This window comes from Wolbachia endosymbiont (group A) of Barypeithes pellucidus (genome assembly GCF_964030885.1).
GTDB lineage: Bacteria > Pseudomonadota > Alphaproteobacteria > Rickettsiales > Anaplasmataceae > Wolbachia.
The window spans coordinates 1,011,979-1,028,733 of the sequence record NZ_OZ034985.1 but is presented as its reverse complement, the minus strand read 5'-3'; the positions used below and the strand labels follow the sequence as shown (position 1 = coordinate 1,028,733).

Sequence of the window (16,755 nt, the reverse complement as noted above, 5' to 3'; positions counted from 1 at the left end):
CTTAAGATCTAATATCACTTTATCAGTCAAAAGTATCACAATAGGCTAGTATGTTCTTTACTCTTTTTCTAAAAATATTACCTATCTATATTACGATGTTTATTGGTTATTTAGCAGGAAAATGTCTTAAAATTGATAGAAACACTCTATCTCAAATACTCTTTTATATAGCTAATCCAATAGTGATTTTATATGGAGTATCTCATACAGAAGTTAATTTAAAAGTAATTTCTCTGCCGATTTTGATATGGTTTATAGGTAGCACTATGTCCTTATCAGTGTATTATCTTTCTTCTTTTTTATTTAAGGATAACACAAGAAATATATTAGCATTTAGCTCGGGCAGCACAAGTATGGGTTATTTTGGCCTGCCGATTGCCATGGCTTTATTTGATGAAGATTCAGTATCTGTATATGTTGTTTGTTATATAGGGATGGCATTGTTTGAAAATAGCTTAGGATTTTACATAGCCGCAAATGGTATTTATACCGCAAAAGAATGCATATTAAAGTTGTTCAAACTTCCTTCGCTTTATGCGATGATTCTGGGCTTCTTTTTAAGTATATACGATATACAAATACCTACTTTTTTAACAGATGTTATGATGAACATTAGAAGTACATTTGTTACACTAGGAATGGTGCTACTTGGAGTGAGCATTGCGAATATTACAAGCTTTAAAGTAGATTGGAAGCTTGCTTTGATCACTATTACAGCAAAGTACGTATTCTGGCCATTATTTGTTTTAGGAATCGTTCTTATAGACAAACATATTGTAGGTGTATATGATGAAAGCATATACAAAGCATTGATGTTGCTAGCTATTATTCCAGTTTCTGGGTCCAGTATAATACTTGCTAACATTTTGAATTATCAACCAGATAAAGCTACTCTGTTGCTTCTAATCAGTACTGCAGTGGGACTGTTTTATGTTCCACTAATAATATCATTATTTTTTACTAAACTTGTTCCTTTTTGATCAAAAAATTAAGCGCTTGCACAACCATTATTTGGGTAACAACACAAGACATTGATAAAACTTGAATTTATAGCTAAAGCAACTTAGATTGTAACCAGACTGCATTCTGTGATTTTTAGCAAAACACGATCTTTCATTTGAGCTTTCTTCAATTTAAAATAAATACAGAAAATTGCTGCCTATAGCTAACCCAAGAAAGGTTTTCCTACGTCATCCCGCTACTTGTTAGCGGGATCTATGCTAAGATACCGCGAATGAATCGCGGCATGACGGTTGTCAGGGTGTCATCCCAGTGCCTTGACACATAGCTGTACAAACGTTTTTGGCTTGACTCACCAGTGGGTGTCATTCCAGTGCTTGACACTGGAATGGCTTTGTTGCATAGCACCTTAAGCAGTGATGGTTTACGACAAATTTATGTAATGATTTCAAATTTAGCCATACCAATATCAGTGAATTTGTTGAGCAAATAGCACTTAATTAGTAATTCTTTTTCACGATTTACTTCAGATTTATTCCTAAAGCTAAATCCAAATACTTGCTTCAACCTTGAGAAAAATCCTTCTATGTAAGATCTCTTTCCATAAATCGCTTCCTTTTTCCACTCTTTTACACCATCTTGTCCATATAATTTTATTAACCTAATAGCAGCATTTCTGTCAGACATATAATCTATTTTTGAATGTTCTGCTGCATCCTTTTTTGGTAGAACTTTTGTCTTTATATCGTATTTCTTACACAATTTATAAAGTTTGTGCCTATCGTATGCCCTATCTGCATATAATGCTTTTATTTTGTGCTGAAAATTAACTTCTTCAAGCAAATCGCAAGCTCCATAGTGGTCAGAGTAGACGCCATTACTGTATCTTGCAGCTATAGCTTTTTTACTATTCACACTTAACATAACATGTAACTTTCTTACTTGCTCGTAGCTTCGGTACTTTCTATCTGCACTGTTTTCCTTACTGTGGCCAGGAGTGTTACTGTAAATGCTGATACTTGTGCTATCTATGATAATTTCAATATTTTCCATGTTGCTTTTATCAACCCTGCAATCATTTATCTTAATATTAAGTTTTTTAAACCTTCTTGATGCTTGTGAATAGCTGATAACTGCCAAATTTTTTCCTATTTGTTGCAGATATCCTTTTATAAACCCCACCGTTTGTCTTAAACCAATTCTAAAAAGATTGACAATTATATGCACCAAAATTACGACTTTATCACTGTAAATATAGTTGCCGCCCTGCATTTTTGGACTATTTTCATACCAATTTTCGATAGCTTCATCGATGTAACGAAAAATATTTCCCCTTTTTTCAAGGAATTTGTTATATTCGTTTTGGTTACTGACTTTCATTTTCTGTGGCATATTTTTTCTTCAACAGTTAAATGGTTATTTATAATGAATTTTGTCAGTAGCTACCAGATTTTTTCGGTTGCTATGCAACAAAGCCATCCCAGTGTCAAGCACTGGGATGACAAAAAAGGGCTACTCGGATGACAAAAAAAGGAGCACTGGGATGACAGTAGGTAACGCAAGAAGTCTACTGCTATTCCACGTCAAGAACAACCATAAGTTCATTAGGGTTCACATAACCTAAAGCATTTTTTGCTTGCTCATCAAGCAGATCTAAATCCAAGCTTTTTTCATATAAGCCGAATACTTTGTTACCCAACTTTTCCTTTTCAAAAGAGATATCCTTTAGCAAAAGTTCATTGTACTCAATTTCTTTTTTTAAATCGATTAACGTCAACAAGCCACGTTTGCCTGTAATTGTGCTAATGCTGAAATATAATGTAAGAGAAGAAATGAGTAAGGCTGCGCTTAAACACAGCAACTTTTGCTTCTTTTTAGATATAAGCACCGTACTTTCACATACAAGAAATATATAACATGAAAGGGTGAACAAAAAGCTAAGAACCTTGACGCGCTTTACACCTTGGCTTTACCTTATTTATAATGTAAATCTTACCACCCCTTTTCACAACTTTACAATTTTTATCTCTGTTACGATGAGATTTTAGCGACCCTTTGACTTTCATATCTATAGTAAGAATTAAATTACCTTACATTATGATCACTTGCAGAGAGTTAGTCAATTGATAAATTTTTCACATTTTATTAAAATATTGTATAATTGTTGCTGATACTTCTTCGATTGACTTTTGCGTGACATCGATAATTGGCCAGTTATTCTGTTTAAAGAGCTCCTCTGCTTCTTTAATTTCCTTTTCTACTTTCTCAGGGTTAGCATATATATTATTATCTTCGTTGTTAATTGAAGTAAGTCTATTTTTGCGTATTTCTATTAGCCTACTTACGTCTATTGTTACCCCTATCGTTAGTTTATTTTTTAATTTTGCCAAGTCGACATAAAAGGGTACTCCACTAACAAAAGGAATATTTGCAACCTTATAGCCTCGGTAAGCTAAATACGTACTGGTGGGAGATTTTGATGTACGTGAAACTCCAACCAAAATTATATCTGCTTTATCAATATCTTGAATATTTTGTCCATCATCATGATTAATAGTGTAGTTTATTGCCTCAATGCGCTGAAAATATTCGTTATTTATCTCAGTATGCAAGTCAAGCTTTTCGTCTTTTTCAATTTCAAGATAAGACGAAATTTCTCTAATAATATGTGATAATATTGCTCTATAGGGAATTTTCAACTTTATACAGTTATCTTTTAGATATTTTCTTAGCTCATCATCAGTAATAGTGCATATAACAAAATTATGCTCATCACTTTTCCTATTAACTTCCTCCAGAATTTTGTCAATCTGCTCTTCTCCTTTTACAAAAGACCAAACATATTCGATCGTTTCTATAGAACGAAAGTGTTTCAGGGCTGATTTTGCAACTGATATAACAGTTTCACCACTTGAATCTGATACTAAATGTAGATTAAGCTTTTTAAGGGTCATATACTAAAAATAATAGCTAGCAATCTGCTACTGAAATTATGCTAATTTGTTGACCTACGTAAATATAGAAAAACTATCCTGTTGATAAAACTCAAACTAATTGGTAAATTCTTAACACAATTATTCTCAAAACGAATGTTTTTATTAAAGCCTACAAATTTCTCTTATTTTTCTAAGAAAGCTCTACCTTGGCTTGGGGTTATTTGTTTCGCATGTTTTTTGATTGGAATGTTTTTGGCGTTATTCTTCTCCCCAGAAGATTATAAACAAGGAGAAATTGTACGAATTATGTATCTTCATGTGCCTTCTGCATGGCTTGCTCTTGGAATATATGGATTAATTGCTTCACTCAGTTTCATTTCATTAGTGTGGAACAATAGCATTGCTAGTGTCTTGGCACATGCTGCTGCTCCTGCAGGGACAATCTTTTCTGCAATATGCTTAATCACAGGCAGCATCTGGGGAAAAGGAACCTGGGGCACCTGGTGGGTATGGGATGCAAGGCTTACTTCAATGTTGATCTTATTTTTCCTATATGTTGGCTACCTTTCATTGTGGAGCGCTTTTGACAATGAAGCGAGGGCAGAAAAATCAGCAGCAGTATTTGCCATTTTTAGTGCTATAAATATTCCTATAGTAAAATTTTCCGTGAATTTATGGTCTACTCTCCACCAGCCTGCAAGCATTTTGAGAAGAGGTGGAGTAGCAATAGAAGGTTCTTTGCTGTTGCCACTCATTGTAATGTTTATGTTTTGTGCCACATTTTTTTTAGTAGTGTGGATACTGTATTCACTTCATTTGATTAATTCGTACAAAATAAAGAGAGAAATCAGTATGCGGTATTAGGTAGCTTTGTAAGTATACAGGTAAATATGCTAGAGAAAATTAGGCAAAATATCTTTGGTCACTTTAAATACTTGCCTGCTGAAACTGAAGAACGTGCTATGTTAGGTGATCTAACTAATTTTAAAAGCAGCAATGACCAACTAACTAGAATAGATCAGGTATTGAATCGAGATCAACTTGAACATTTTACCAACGTTCTTGAAACATATGATGCAACGGCACGTAGTTTTTACGATGAGGTGCACTGTAAAATAGCAACCGTTGTAACCATGAACTCTAAAATATTTAAAGAGCCTACTAGTATCTTTAATGTAAGTGTTCATGTGATTCCACAGATAATCTCTGTTTTTTTATTTTATCTGTCCATTTATCATTTTCTATATCTTGTTTGTTGGTTGCTCTTTTTTCTTGCTCAACAATTGCCTTATCTACCTTCTGATAAATTGCATCAATTGCATTAATTGCATTTTTTTCTTTGTATACTTCGCTTTTCCCTTCAATAATTAACTTAATAAAAGTATTTACAACAGACTGCACTTGATTATGATTAATATGGCCTCTTATCAAAGAAGGTAAAGAGCCTAATTCCATTATATGTTGACCTATGTTATTATCTATACCTTCTGTATGCATTAACATTTCATCATCAAACTCTTTCAATACTTCTGATGCTATTTTACCTTGAAAGGAAAGCCCTAAATTATCTGCTACTTCACTTATTAATAACTCTCTGTTTTCTTTATTATCTTCCAATTTAGCATAATCACTCAATAGATCCATAACTGTAGATACTCTGACTTCAACAAGATCATTAACATCTTCTAGAGCAAGTCCTAACCCCAAGAACCTCTCTCTGAGATTTTCGCTTAAAAGATTGATAAACTCTTCATTTGCATCTGATCCTGTGGTTGATATTGTACCATCTAAATAGTTACTTTGAGCACCGAAGCCATGCTCTATTTGTATTTTTGTCTCAGGTTTAAATCCTAATTTTGCACAGAATTTCTGAAAATATTCTTTAATAATGTCAAACAAGCTCTTGCCATTATCTTTATAATTTTTTAACTCTTTAGGAATAGTAAGTGACAATTTACCATCTCTGTATGTTACAAAGTCTTCACCATTGTGAGATTCAATTGTAAATTCCAATGAACTGGGCAGATTACATATCTTATCGCCATGCATAACTTGATTTTCAACAGAGAGTATTGGTAGCCTCATATCAGATCTAATTCTCACATTATTTTGGTTAGCACAATCAATGTTTATTACTTTTTTAGGATTTTCTACTATGAACGACTGTCCAAGTGCAAGTTGAGTTTGTATAAATGGAGCAGCCTCATACCCTGCTTGATTACAATTGGTGACTAGCTCTTCTAAAATAGCATCACTTGGAACTTCCGCACTAGCGTATCTAAACATTTTCTTGAAAACTTCTTTTGCAAAGGAACGGTAATCCTTGTTTTCATCTCTCTCTGTAGGTAATAGATGGATATACCCGTGGCCAGCATTGTAAAATTCTTCAAATTCTTTCTTATATGAATCGGTTTTTTGATGATTGGCAGTTTTGGGATCTTTGCAGTATAGCTCATCCAATGTATCACTTACAAGCTCTTTCTCAATATCTTCAAGTACTGAAGCAACAAATGCTTTGCCATGATCCGTATCTATTTCTCTTGTTCCTTTTTTGTTAAATATTTCGTCATTATATATATCATCACTATTAAAAAGTTCGCTTTTGCGGTGCTTAGCTCCTTCCTTAAATGCAATAATAAGATTTTTATCTATTTCTTTTCCGTTAATAATAAAATTCATCCTTTGAAAATCTAAGAACATTGTTTCACCAGAATTCGCTAATTTATTATCTTGATCTGCTCTTAATTTACTAAAATTGAACTCTTTAGCTGTGGCCTTTAATCTAACTACTGGACTCTTATTATTTTTCCCCTTTGCCTCTTTCATAAATAACACCTTACTGTAAATATGCTGTAAGTTGTATCATATAATGATGAATAATTTGGTAATATATTAAGAAAATCGACAGTATATTTCTTTATTTAAGAGGTGCAGGAAAGGCGTAGATTTCTCTTTTCATTTGTAGCGTACTATATTAACATTTATGTATTAATCTAGAAAATAATGATGAATAATATTGTAATTGTTGGTCTGCAATGGGGTGACGAAGGCAAGGGTAAAATAGTAGATTATCTTTCTGAGAATGCAGATGTAGTTGTGAGATTTCAGGGAGGAAATAATGCAGGGCACACTATAGTAGTAGATGATGAGGTTTATAAATTAAATTTACTGCCCTCTGCTGTTTTGAGAACGGGCAAAATATCTATCATAGGAAACGGTGTTGCTCTTGATTCACATGCTCTAATCTCAGAAATAGAGTTATTGAAAGTTAAAGGGATGGATATTAATCCCAATAATTTGATAGTATCTGAAAGCTGTCCATTAATACTTAGCGTACATAAGGACAAGGAAAAGCTATTTGAAGATTTAAACGGAAATCGCAAAATTGGTACAACAAACAAAGGAGTAGGGCCATGTTATGAAGATAAAGTTGGAAGGAGAGCTATACGCCTTTGTGACTTAGAAAACGCAGATGAGCTCAATAAAAGAGTGGATACTCTTTTGAATTACCACAATGCTATCAGAAAAGGCCTTAACTACCAGGTGGTTAAAAAAGAAGAAATATTAAAGGAAATTCAAGAGATTTCAGAAAAAATTCTTTCATATAAAAAACCTGTGTGGAAGATATTAAATGACTTTATGAAAGAAGGTAAGAAAATAATATTTGAAGGCGCCCAAGGTACATTTTTAGATATCGACCACGGAACTTACCCTTTTGTTACTTCAAGTAATACTGTAGCGTCGCAAGCAATAACAGGTTCAGGATTAGCCTCCAATGCTCACATTATTGGTGTGGCAAAAGCTTATACAACAAGAGTGGGCAATGGCCCATTCCCTACTGAGCAAAAGAATGAAGTGGGGGATAGCTTATTTACTATAGGCAAGGAACTTGGAACAGTAAGCAATAGAAGAAGGCGCTGCGGATGGTTTGACGCAGTTTTAGTGCGCCAGGCTGTGCAACTTTCTGGAGTTTCAAGCATTGTATTAACCAAATTAGATGTGCTTGATTCTTTTGATACAATTAAAATATGCACTGGTTACAAGTATAGCGGGAAAATGTATGATTATTTACCCGCATCGCATTCAATACAGGAGGAATTAGAGCCAATATATGAAGAGTTTCCTGGCTGGAAAGAAAATACTCAAGGTAAAAGGTCGATTGAAGCATTGCCTATCAATTTAATAAAATATATAGACAAGTTAGAAAAATTAATAGGTGTACCAATTCATCTAATTTCAACTAGTCCAAAAAGAGAGGATGTTATTGAGCTTAAAGATTTCTGAAAACGTCTTGTTAACTTTTATCCAATAAAAAAAATACTTGCGTAACTTCGAATAGTCTATTATGCAAGGTAGTAGTGTAAACGTATAGTGAGCAGTGTATAATGAAAGATAAAAGCTCAAGGTTAACACTTGCAGTTATTTTTACACAATCAAGTAATTATAAAAGTTAGTGTAGAGCGTGGTTTGATTTTTTTAAATATATGTTAATTGGTATAATATAAATATAGTTAAAGGAGGTGTGTTATGATTGGAGATTTGACTAAGGAAGAAAAAACAGCAGAGGCAGGGGAGGATTCTGGTATTGGATCAATCGCATCATGTGCTTGGAATGCAATACATCGCTTGTTGGCATTTTATGAACACGATCTATATTTGTCACGGCTTACACTACGTCTTACATCCCTCAAGGACCGTATTGATGAAGTGGAAAAAGAAAATCCTTCCACTAAGGACTCTGCTATAATGAAGTTCTGCCGCTCAATTGCAGAAAATAAAGGATTACAAAACGAATTAAACAATCCTGCTGAAAATTTTGCCGATAAAGAATTTAATTCTCAATTAGAGAAGATAATGACAGGTTTTAAACTAAAAAATCTAGAAGACAAGGTAGGCTTTTTAACGCTTTTGAAAGAAGAAAGAGACTTCACTGCTATACAGAATGCTTATAGAGATGGGTGGAGTTTTTATGACCTAATAAACGATAAAGATTTTAAACAAACGTACATAGATAAAGCAGTAACAGAGTCTGCCGGTAAGAGCTTTAAGGAAGATATAGATAAATGCATAGAGTTGGCAGAGCAGGGAAAAAAAGCTGCAAGTAAATATTTTGAGGGAAAAGGCGTAGAGCTTCGAGCTTATTACACAGAAACTGATAACGCTCATAGAGTTTTGAATATCAATCTTATTAATTACAATAGAAGTGAGCCAACAAAGATTAGTGACATTTTGCAGCAAGAGAAAGAACTGAATATCTATTGCAATAAAAAACGTGAAATATGCGCTCATCGAGAAGGTAAGGAAAGACATTATAAATTTGAAGAAGGCGCATGTTATGAAATGACAAGCACTTGGCCTGTAAAGGATGAGTTCGGGAATGTTTCAATTTGTACCATGATTATGAATGTGAGTAGTGGTGGCATAACTGAAGTATTAAAATTTAATGGTAAAGATTTTGTGCTATCGGAGGAGATCCGAGAATTGATAAAGCAAAATGATGAATTATATATTCAAGGTCTCTCCTTACATAATGCTGTAATAAAATCACTAAAAAAGGGTGAGGCTGCTGATGTTGTACCTACTGCTAATAATAATTTTCAAAATGAATCTATAGTGGCCTATCAAGACAAAGAACCAGAGGAGAAATTAGATCCTAAAGTTGATGCTGACAATAGCCTTCCTCCTCCTCCTTCTATTAATAGCAATGCATTAATTCAAACAGAAGTCAATTTACAGCACACTGAAACTCAACCAGAAGTTGCTTCACAACAAATGGATGAATTGATTTTAAATAATCAGATGCTGTCCGAAGAAAACGTTGAATTGAAGCAAGAAGAAGCAGAGTTGCAAGTGATAAATAAAAAGCACCATGAATTAACACAAGAAAATCAGCAACTACAGGAGAAACTAGAAACAACCCAAGCAGAAGATAATCAAACAATTGTAAAAGAGAGGCAGAATAGCGATTTACAAGATAAACTTGGAGAAGAGAGACCAGAATTCGACATTCCAGAAAACGAGTACGAGGAATTTCCAGGAGATACAATGCTTATACTTAAACTCACTGAAGATGAAGATAACGTTAATGTTACACCAGAGAAGAAAAAATCACGCAGATTTTCAAGCGTTGATAGTGGACTTGGTGATGAGCATTATGTATCGGATCAGAGACCTGTAGAAATTGAGCAAGAGCAAAAAAACACAGAATTGCAAACTGAATTGGCACAAAAAGATAAAAAGTTAGCAAGTGCGTTAGCAGAGCTACAAGGGAAAGCACAAGAACTTGAAAGTGTATGTGAAGAAAAAGGAAAGCTAAGGCAAGAGCTGGAAGTTGCTAATGCAAAAAAGGAGGAGTTAAAAAGTAAATTAAAGAAATCGCAAGAAGAACTATATCATGTGCAGGAAGGAAAGTCTGATTTAGAGGACAAGTTTGATCAGTTAGAACGCTCTAATAAGGATATAGAGGAAGATAAAGAACGGTTTTCAAAACAAGTATTAGATCTGCAAAAAGAATTATCATGCTTGAAAGAGGTAAACCAAGCATTAAGCAATGAGCTAGAAAGTGCTCAAACAGAAAAGAAAAGAGTGAATCAGAAACTTGCAGAAGCTGAGCAAAGAATTGAAGCATTAAAAAAACAGACTAGTGATTTAAAAGATAAACTTGAAAAAAAGGAGCGAGGATCAAAGGCAGAAATAGATACAATGCGCAAGGAGTTAACGCAGCTCAAAGAAAACCTGGAGGAGAGGGCACAAAAACTTAAAAGTGTATATGAAGAAAAAGGAAAGCTAGAGGACAAGCTGAAAGATGTTAATACAGAAAAGAAGGAATTAGAAGACAAATTAAAAGAATTTGAAAAAGAGATAGACCAAGCAGCACACATAATGAAGGAAAAGGAGCAGTCTATAAGCAATTTAAAATATCAAATGCTAGGGTTGGAAAATGAGTATAAAGCACAACTGGAATCTCATGAACAAGAGATAGACAAACTAAAATGGGAAATTGAAGAGCGAGAAAATAAGTTTAAAGAGTATGTAGCATCAATATTGGAATCCATGGATAGAGAGCATGAAGATGAGATTAAGGAATTGGAAGAGAACCGTGATGCATTGAGCGACATCATTGCAGGTAAAGTTTTGGATATTGAAGGTCTGACGAAAGAACTACAAGACAGTAAAAAAGAAATAGAAGATTTGCGTAATCAAGTAGAAATGTTGAGTGCAGAAACGTTTGCTGACAAACAAAAGGGCCTCAACGATCAATTTTATACTCTAACAGGAGACATTTCTAGTGAGCCTGACAATGCTCCACGAAAGAAGATAGAGTTATCCAGATCTTTAAGCCTTGATAATGAGTCTTATGTTCCACTAGAAGGGGAGAGAAGATCACTCAGATCTTTAAGCATTGATGGCGGATATGGTGGCGATGAGGAAAATTGTGATAATGATTTATCTTCCAACATAACTACAAGTTCTATTGAGAAGGTGGCAGAGAGTAGAAACGTAGGTAGCTCGCCTTTTCTCGGTTAGGTTGGAGAAAGTGAAAAATGCAGGGCTGCACTTCGAAAGCATTATTGTGAAGATGGCTGGGATTAAGTTGCAAGAGAAATACTTAAGTGGAGTGGAAAAAGTCTTTTGTGTTGATAATAATTTAAAATCTATAGTAGACTGAAAAAGATTATTAAATTATAATATAACATATGATAAAAGACGAGAAATCGAAAACACTTTTTGAAGTGGAAGGGGCAGTAACTGCTTTACTACCTGCAGCAGAATTTAGAGTGAAACTGGACAATGAACATGAGATTATCTGTCATGTATCAGGGAAAGTGAGAAGAAGTAAAATACGCATCATTATAGGGGATAGGGTGTTAGTTGAGATGAGCATTTACGATAGGAATGCGAAAAAAGGTCGGATCATTAGAAGGCTTAAAGGTACAAGTGACAGAACGATCTCTAAATAATCTTATTCTTGCTTCATCATCAGAAAGACGTGTAGCTTTACTAAAACAAATAAATATTAAACCAGGCTTGATTTTGCCAGCAGATATAGACGAAACTCCTTTGAAAAAGGAACTTCCGAAGGATTACTCAATCCGTATGGCAAAAAGTAAAGCTGAGAAAATACAAAGTTCAAATCCAAATTACTTTGTGCTTGGTGTTGATACAATTGTTGCTTGTGGTAGAAGGATATTGCTTAAAGCTGAAAACGTTGAGCAAGCAGAAAAATGCATCCGCTTGTTATCAGGAAGAAGGCATAGAGTATATACCAGTGTATGTCTATTAACTCCCGATCAATCCAAACAACATATTAGGACTGTGGTTACAATAGTGAAATTTAAACGTCTCAGTGAACAAGAAATTAAGTATTATTTAGTATCAGAAGAGTGGAAAAATAGGGCAGGGGGATGCAATATACAAGGCCTAGCTGGAGTGTTCGTATTGTTCTTACGCGGCTCCTACTCTTCTGTTATAGGGTTACCGTTGCATGAAACCTATTGTTTGCTAAGCAATTATTTTAACCTCAATTTATATTGAAATACCTTTATTGGTATCTTTTTCTTGTTGTGACTCAGCAATACGTTTAGTCCAATCCAGTGGTCTTTTATTTCTGTTACCTAATGCGATTCTATCGCGATCACAACTATCAGTGTGTTCTGTTAAAGTATCTTCTCTTTCTTCTTTTATTACTCCAACTTCCAGTTGTATCTTATCTTTTTCTAGCAATTTATATAGTTCGCTATTTTTATCTACGGTTGGACTAGTGTCAGCATTTTCTCGTTCTGCCACTGTTTTTACATCTGTTGAACTATCTTTTAGCAACCCGGCTGCCAATAAATGTTCTTTAGTTTGTTCACTCATTCCTCTTTGATCCACTGGTTTTAGTGGGAACTTCTGAGTTTCTTTATCCAACTTACTGGTAAATTCCGTAAGTAGAGTGTCATCTTTTTGTTCAACATTCATTAGGCTCGCTTTTAACTGTTCAGGATTTACTTGAGATTGTTCATTATTGTCATGAGTTGGAGATGAATAGCCCGAATCGTTTGCTTTTATGTCTGTTGAGCTGTCTTTTAGCAACCCGGCTGCTAATAAATGTTCTTTGGTTTGTTCACTAATTCCTCTTTGATCCACTGGTTTTAGTGGAAACTTCTGAGTTTCTTTATCCAACTTACTGGTAAATTCCGTAAGTAGAGTATCATCTCTTTGTTCAACATTCATTAGGCTCGCTTTTAACTGTCCAGGATTTACTTGAGATTGTTCATTATTGTCATGAGTTGGAGATGAATAGCCCGAATCATTTGTTTTTACATCTGTTGAACTGTCTTTTAGCAATCCATCTTCTCTCAAGCGTTTTTTAGTTTCTTCACTAATCTGACTCTGATCAGCCGGTTTTAACCCGAGATTTTCTTGACCTAATGTATTTTTAAGTTCTTCAAATAGAGTTAGATTAATATGTTCTTCTAATTTCCTTCCTACCTGTTTTAAATCTGTTTGAGGTTTACTATCACTACTAGTTGGAGATATATAACCTGAATCACTTATACTATTTGGTGTTGAAGCAGAGACATTAACGGTTGGACCTTCCACTGTTTTTACATCTGCTAAATTGTCTTTTTGCAACCCATCTTCTTTATCTTGTGACAGTTTATCAGTAGGATCAACTTGCCTTAATCCTCTATTATCTTGCTGTGATCTATCTCTAATTTCTTTAAGAAGATTTTCAGGCGGAGTTTGATCACTTTGTTCAATGTTCTCTAAGCTCCTCTTTGGCTGCTCAGGATCTACTTGAGGTTGAGCATGAATTTGAGATGAAGAGCCCGAGTCACTTTTGCTATTGGGTTTTGGAACAGAAAATGACTGTTCACTTTCTTTCCACTCAGCACCACTAGCACTTTGGTTATCACTGTTATATATATCTGGATCTGGAGAAGGTGAATAAGGAATTCTGTCCTTTAATGTCTCTAACGGTGATGGGTTATTTTTTCTACTTCCTGCAATTGATGCTTCTCTATCATCAACATCAGTGTGCCGTAAGTTGTTTTTCTTGAAATTCCTGATCTCTTGTAATAGATCGCTTTTGCTATTTCCTTCTTGTTGCGGGATTTCAGGTTGTTGCTGATCATTAGGTGTTTGCTCACTTCTATCTGGTTTTTGGCTTCCAGGTACAGCATGTCCAAATGTAGCAAATGTAGGATTATCATATCGTTCATCTTCTTGCCTATTATCTTGATTGTGGCTTACAGACTTGGTGAAAGTAGAACTATCTGAAGGATCAGAAGATGGAAAATCATAGTTATCTCTACTATCAGACCGTGATACAGTGGTTGCACCTTTTTGCTGATTATTAGGTGTTTGCTCATTTCCGCGCAAGCCATCTGGTTTTTGGCTTCCACTCCCTTGCTCATTTAAAACATCTTTTTTGAGTGAACTAGTTCTAGTTGGTACTTGTGGAGGAGTTTTTTTGTTCTGAGGATTTTTCCCTTGACTTCCATAGCCTGAATCGTTTTCATCATTAGACTGTAATCTAGTAGTTTGAGACTCAACTTCTTGTTGTAGTGAATGTGAGAATAGACCACCTATTGGTGGTTTTTCGACCCCTTGCTCAATATCTCTGCTGTTACTTTTTATTGCGATTTCAGATGATTCTTTTCCGTCATGTTGCACCTCATTCACTTTTCCTTTTTCCCTGAATTGTATTTCATGCAAGAATAAACCACCTATTTTTATATCTTGATTCGCTTCTAACCGTTCTAGAGAAAAATCATCACCTTTAACAAGGTCTACACCGTTAGCATCAATCTTAATTTTGATCTTGCATTCTTCCCCTTTCGCGTACCATTTCAGAGTCATTTCATATGAACCATCGGTTACGACATAATGTCTTATTTTTTTCCCTCCTTCCTCGGCAACAAAACCGTGCATTCCGCTCTTTCCATCACTATGCAATGTTGAAAACCCCGAGATTTCATTCTTTTCACAAAAATCACTGTTTAAAAATTCGCTGATTTTAAACTCTTTTTTGTTATCCTCCAGTGTAATACTGGCATGATTACCGTATATTGAAACTTTTTTATCTTTAACATCATCATTAATGTTATTAGCAATAGTAATATATTTATTCAACTCTTCTTTAGCTTTATCTTCAAGCTCTTGTCTAGCTTTCTTTGTCTTGTCGCATTCCTGAAGAATAACTCCACATGCTTTATTTTTGTCTTTATCTTCGTTCCAATCCCAATCGGCGCGTTCTATTAAAAACTTTACTGTGTTAAAATCAACTCTAGCATTATAAATTGGGTCGTCCTTTTTATCAAATAAAGGAAAAAATTCTTGAATGCGCTCATTATAAATGTGTTCTTGTTGTGTATCGTTAGTACTCATATACCCCTCACTAATAACCCTCTGCCTTTAGTTCTAGCTAATACTAGCTAATATAATTATCATGAGCATTGGTTGAATTTTTATTAAGGAAGGTTGTGTTGTTACTCAGATGGCAACTTTTAGTTGGCGCCTAATTTTAAATATCTGTTGCTCATAGTGAATACTTCTGGATCTTTAGAAGTTAGCTTGAGTATAGCAAGTATGTTGATAAACAACAAAGCAGCAATCGAGATATCAGCGACATCCCATAGCAACCGGACTTTACCTATCGCACCAAGCGGAATGATCATGGTAAAAATTACAATCCAGATTTTAGTGTATTTATTATCCATAGACACATAACGTATTGTCTGTTTTGAGCAAAAAAACCAAGTAAAAATAGTAGTGAAAGCAAAACAAAACATTATGGCCATAATTAAATAGTCAATATAGGGCCAATTCATAGCTTTTCTAAAAGCAAATATGCACATGTTAGTACTCTCTAAATCAGTGACCCAAGAATCTGTGACAAGCAGTACCATTGTTGTAATAAACACTATGAATGCAACTATAAAAGGCGATATTATTGTGATTAGGCTCTGTTCAATAATAAATTTATTGTTATTTTTCTTAGGAACAATTGAAGAGTGCACGATTCCTTCGAGGCCAAGCCCTATATCTGTTGCAAAAATACCTCGCAAAGTTCCGACTTGAATAATAGTCAACATTTCTAAAATCAAACCTAGAGATAAACCAGAATTAAAGCTACTAGTTGTAAAAAAACTGCTTGTTATTAATTTTAGAGAAGGAAGGATATTTTCACTAAACTTAAATAATATGATACCGCAAAGTATGAGGTAACTTACCGTCATTATCGGTATCATAGCCGATATAAAAATTTTAATTTTTTTTAAGCTGAGAGCTGCAACAACAAAAAATATTATGGCCATTACAATGCCACCAACAACTGCAGGCACATCTATCATGTTAAGTGGTATTGATAGAGAATTTACCTGAACAAGGTTACCAACTGTTATTGAAACCATCATCATGATAACTAGAAAGACAATTGTGGCCTTCCTAGAGTTAAACGCATCAGTCATGTAGGCTACAGGGCCACCTATAAACCGTCCGTTCTTTTCCTTTCTGGTTTTTATACTTAGATAACAAGTGACATATTTTATCACAGAAGTGATAACAATAATTATTGCCATCCATAAAATAGAGCCCGGTCCTCCGGTTTTTAGAGCAACAGCAGTTCCTGAAATATTTCCTACTCCTAAATTTCCCCCTAAGATTGTAAACAGGGCGGCTATAGAAGAAAATTTATTTTCTCCTTTTTTAGCTCCAAGGAGTGAAAGGGCGTATGGTAATCTAAATACCTGTAGCCATTTTAGTTTAATCGATAGGTAAACACCAGCGATTAACATAAGTAATATTGTTGGCAGTAATAAAACAAACTTTACTATATCCATCTGTAAAAGTCAGATTTTCACTTGAGTAT

General features: G+C 34.5%; 13 protein-coding genes. 6 read left to right on the top strand and 7 right to left on the bottom strand.

The window, feature by feature from the left end; genetic code table 11:
• Positions 1-50 precede the first annotated feature (50 nt).
• Positions 51-980, top strand: coding sequence for an AEC family transporter (locus ACQH1X_RS05290; RefSeq protein ID WP_425385910.1), 930 nt, complete (start codon positions 51-53; stop codon positions 978-980).
• Positions 981-1,395: 415 nt separating this feature from the next.
• Here ACQH1X_RS05290 and ACQH1X_RS05285 read toward each other — a convergent pair whose 3' ends face one another.
• From ACQH1X_RS05285 to ACQH1X_RS05270, 4 genes are all read right to left on the bottom strand, one after another.
• On the bottom strand, positions 1,396-2,352 hold the full coding sequence (locus ACQH1X_RS05285; RefSeq protein WP_264735368.1) for an IS5 family transposase: 957 nt from the start codon (positions 2,350-2,352) through the stop codon (positions 1,396-1,398).
• Between the two features lie 181 nt (positions 2,353-2,533).
• Positions 2,534-2,848: an FtsB family cell division protein gene (locus ACQH1X_RS05280; protein WP_265035566.1), complete on the bottom strand. Its 315-nt coding sequence runs from the start codon at positions 2,846-2,848 to the stop codon at positions 2,534-2,536.
• A gap of 49 nt (positions 2,849-2,897) precedes the next feature.
• Entirely contained in the window at positions 2,898-3,026 is a 129-nt protein-coding gene (gene ykgO, locus ACQH1X_RS05275; protein WP_006279631.1) for a type B 50S ribosomal protein L36, read from the bottom strand.
• Between the two features lie 69 nt (positions 3,027-3,095).
• The gene (locus ACQH1X_RS05270) at positions 3,096-3,914 is read right to left on the bottom strand and encodes a pyruvate, water dikinase regulatory protein (protein WP_425385909.1); all 819 of its coding nucleotides are present in this window, start codon (positions 3,912-3,914) and stop codon (positions 3,096-3,098) included.
• Between the two features lie 135 nt (positions 3,915-4,049).
• Here ACQH1X_RS05270 and ccmC point away from each other — a divergent pair, with 135 nt between their 5' ends.
• Positions 4,050-4,760, top strand: coding sequence for a heme ABC transporter permease CcmC (ccmC, locus tag ACQH1X_RS05265; protein ID WP_265025583.1), 711 nt, complete (start codon positions 4,050-4,052; stop codon positions 4,758-4,760).
• 306 nt (positions 4,761-5,066) lie between these two features.
• Here ccmC and ACQH1X_RS05260 read toward each other — a convergent pair whose 3' ends face one another.
• On the bottom strand, positions 5,067-6,722 hold the full coding sequence (locus tag ACQH1X_RS05260; RefSeq protein WP_425385908.1) for a hypothetical protein: 1,656 nt from the start codon (positions 6,720-6,722) through the stop codon (positions 5,067-5,069).
• Positions 6,723-6,902: 180 nt separating this feature from the next.
• Here ACQH1X_RS05260 and ACQH1X_RS05255 point away from each other — a divergent pair, with 180 nt between their 5' ends.
• From ACQH1X_RS05255 to ACQH1X_RS05240, 4 genes are all read left to right on the top strand, one after another.
• Positions 6,903-8,180: an adenylosuccinate synthase gene (locus ACQH1X_RS05255; protein WP_425385907.1), complete on the top strand. Its 1,278-nt coding sequence runs from the start codon at positions 6,903-6,905 to the stop codon at positions 8,178-8,180.
• A gap of 243 nt (positions 8,181-8,423) precedes the next feature.
• The gene (locus ACQH1X_RS05250; RefSeq protein WP_425385906.1) at positions 8,424-11,423 is read left to right on the top strand and encodes a hypothetical protein; all 3,000 of its coding nucleotides are present in this window, start codon (positions 8,424-8,426) and stop codon (positions 11,421-11,423) included.
• Between the two features lie 170 nt (positions 11,424-11,593).
• Positions 11,594-11,857, top strand: a complete 264-nt coding sequence (gene infA / locus ACQH1X_RS05245) for a translation initiation factor IF-1 (RefSeq protein ID WP_425385905.1) — start codon at positions 11,594-11,596, stop codon at positions 11,855-11,857.
• A complete protein-coding gene (locus ACQH1X_RS05240; protein WP_425385904.1) occupies positions 11,835-12,431 on the top strand; it encodes a Maf family nucleotide pyrophosphatase in 597 nt (198 codons plus the stop codon). Before infA ends, ACQH1X_RS05240 begins: the two co-directional genes overlap by 23 nt.
• Here ACQH1X_RS05240 and ACQH1X_RS05235 read toward each other — a convergent pair.
• Complete coding sequence (locus ACQH1X_RS05235) at positions 12,423-15,272, bottom strand: hypothetical protein (RefSeq protein WP_425385903.1); 2,850 nt, start codon at positions 15,270-15,272, stop codon at positions 12,423-12,425. The genes ACQH1X_RS05240 and ACQH1X_RS05235 overlap by 9 nt on opposite strands.
• A gap of 119 nt (positions 15,273-15,391) precedes the next feature.
• Positions 15,392-16,726: an alanine:cation symporter family protein gene (locus ACQH1X_RS05230; protein ID WP_425385902.1), complete on the bottom strand. Its 1,335-nt coding sequence runs from the start codon at positions 16,724-16,726 to the stop codon at positions 15,392-15,394.
• Positions 16,727-16,755 lie beyond the last annotated feature (29 nt).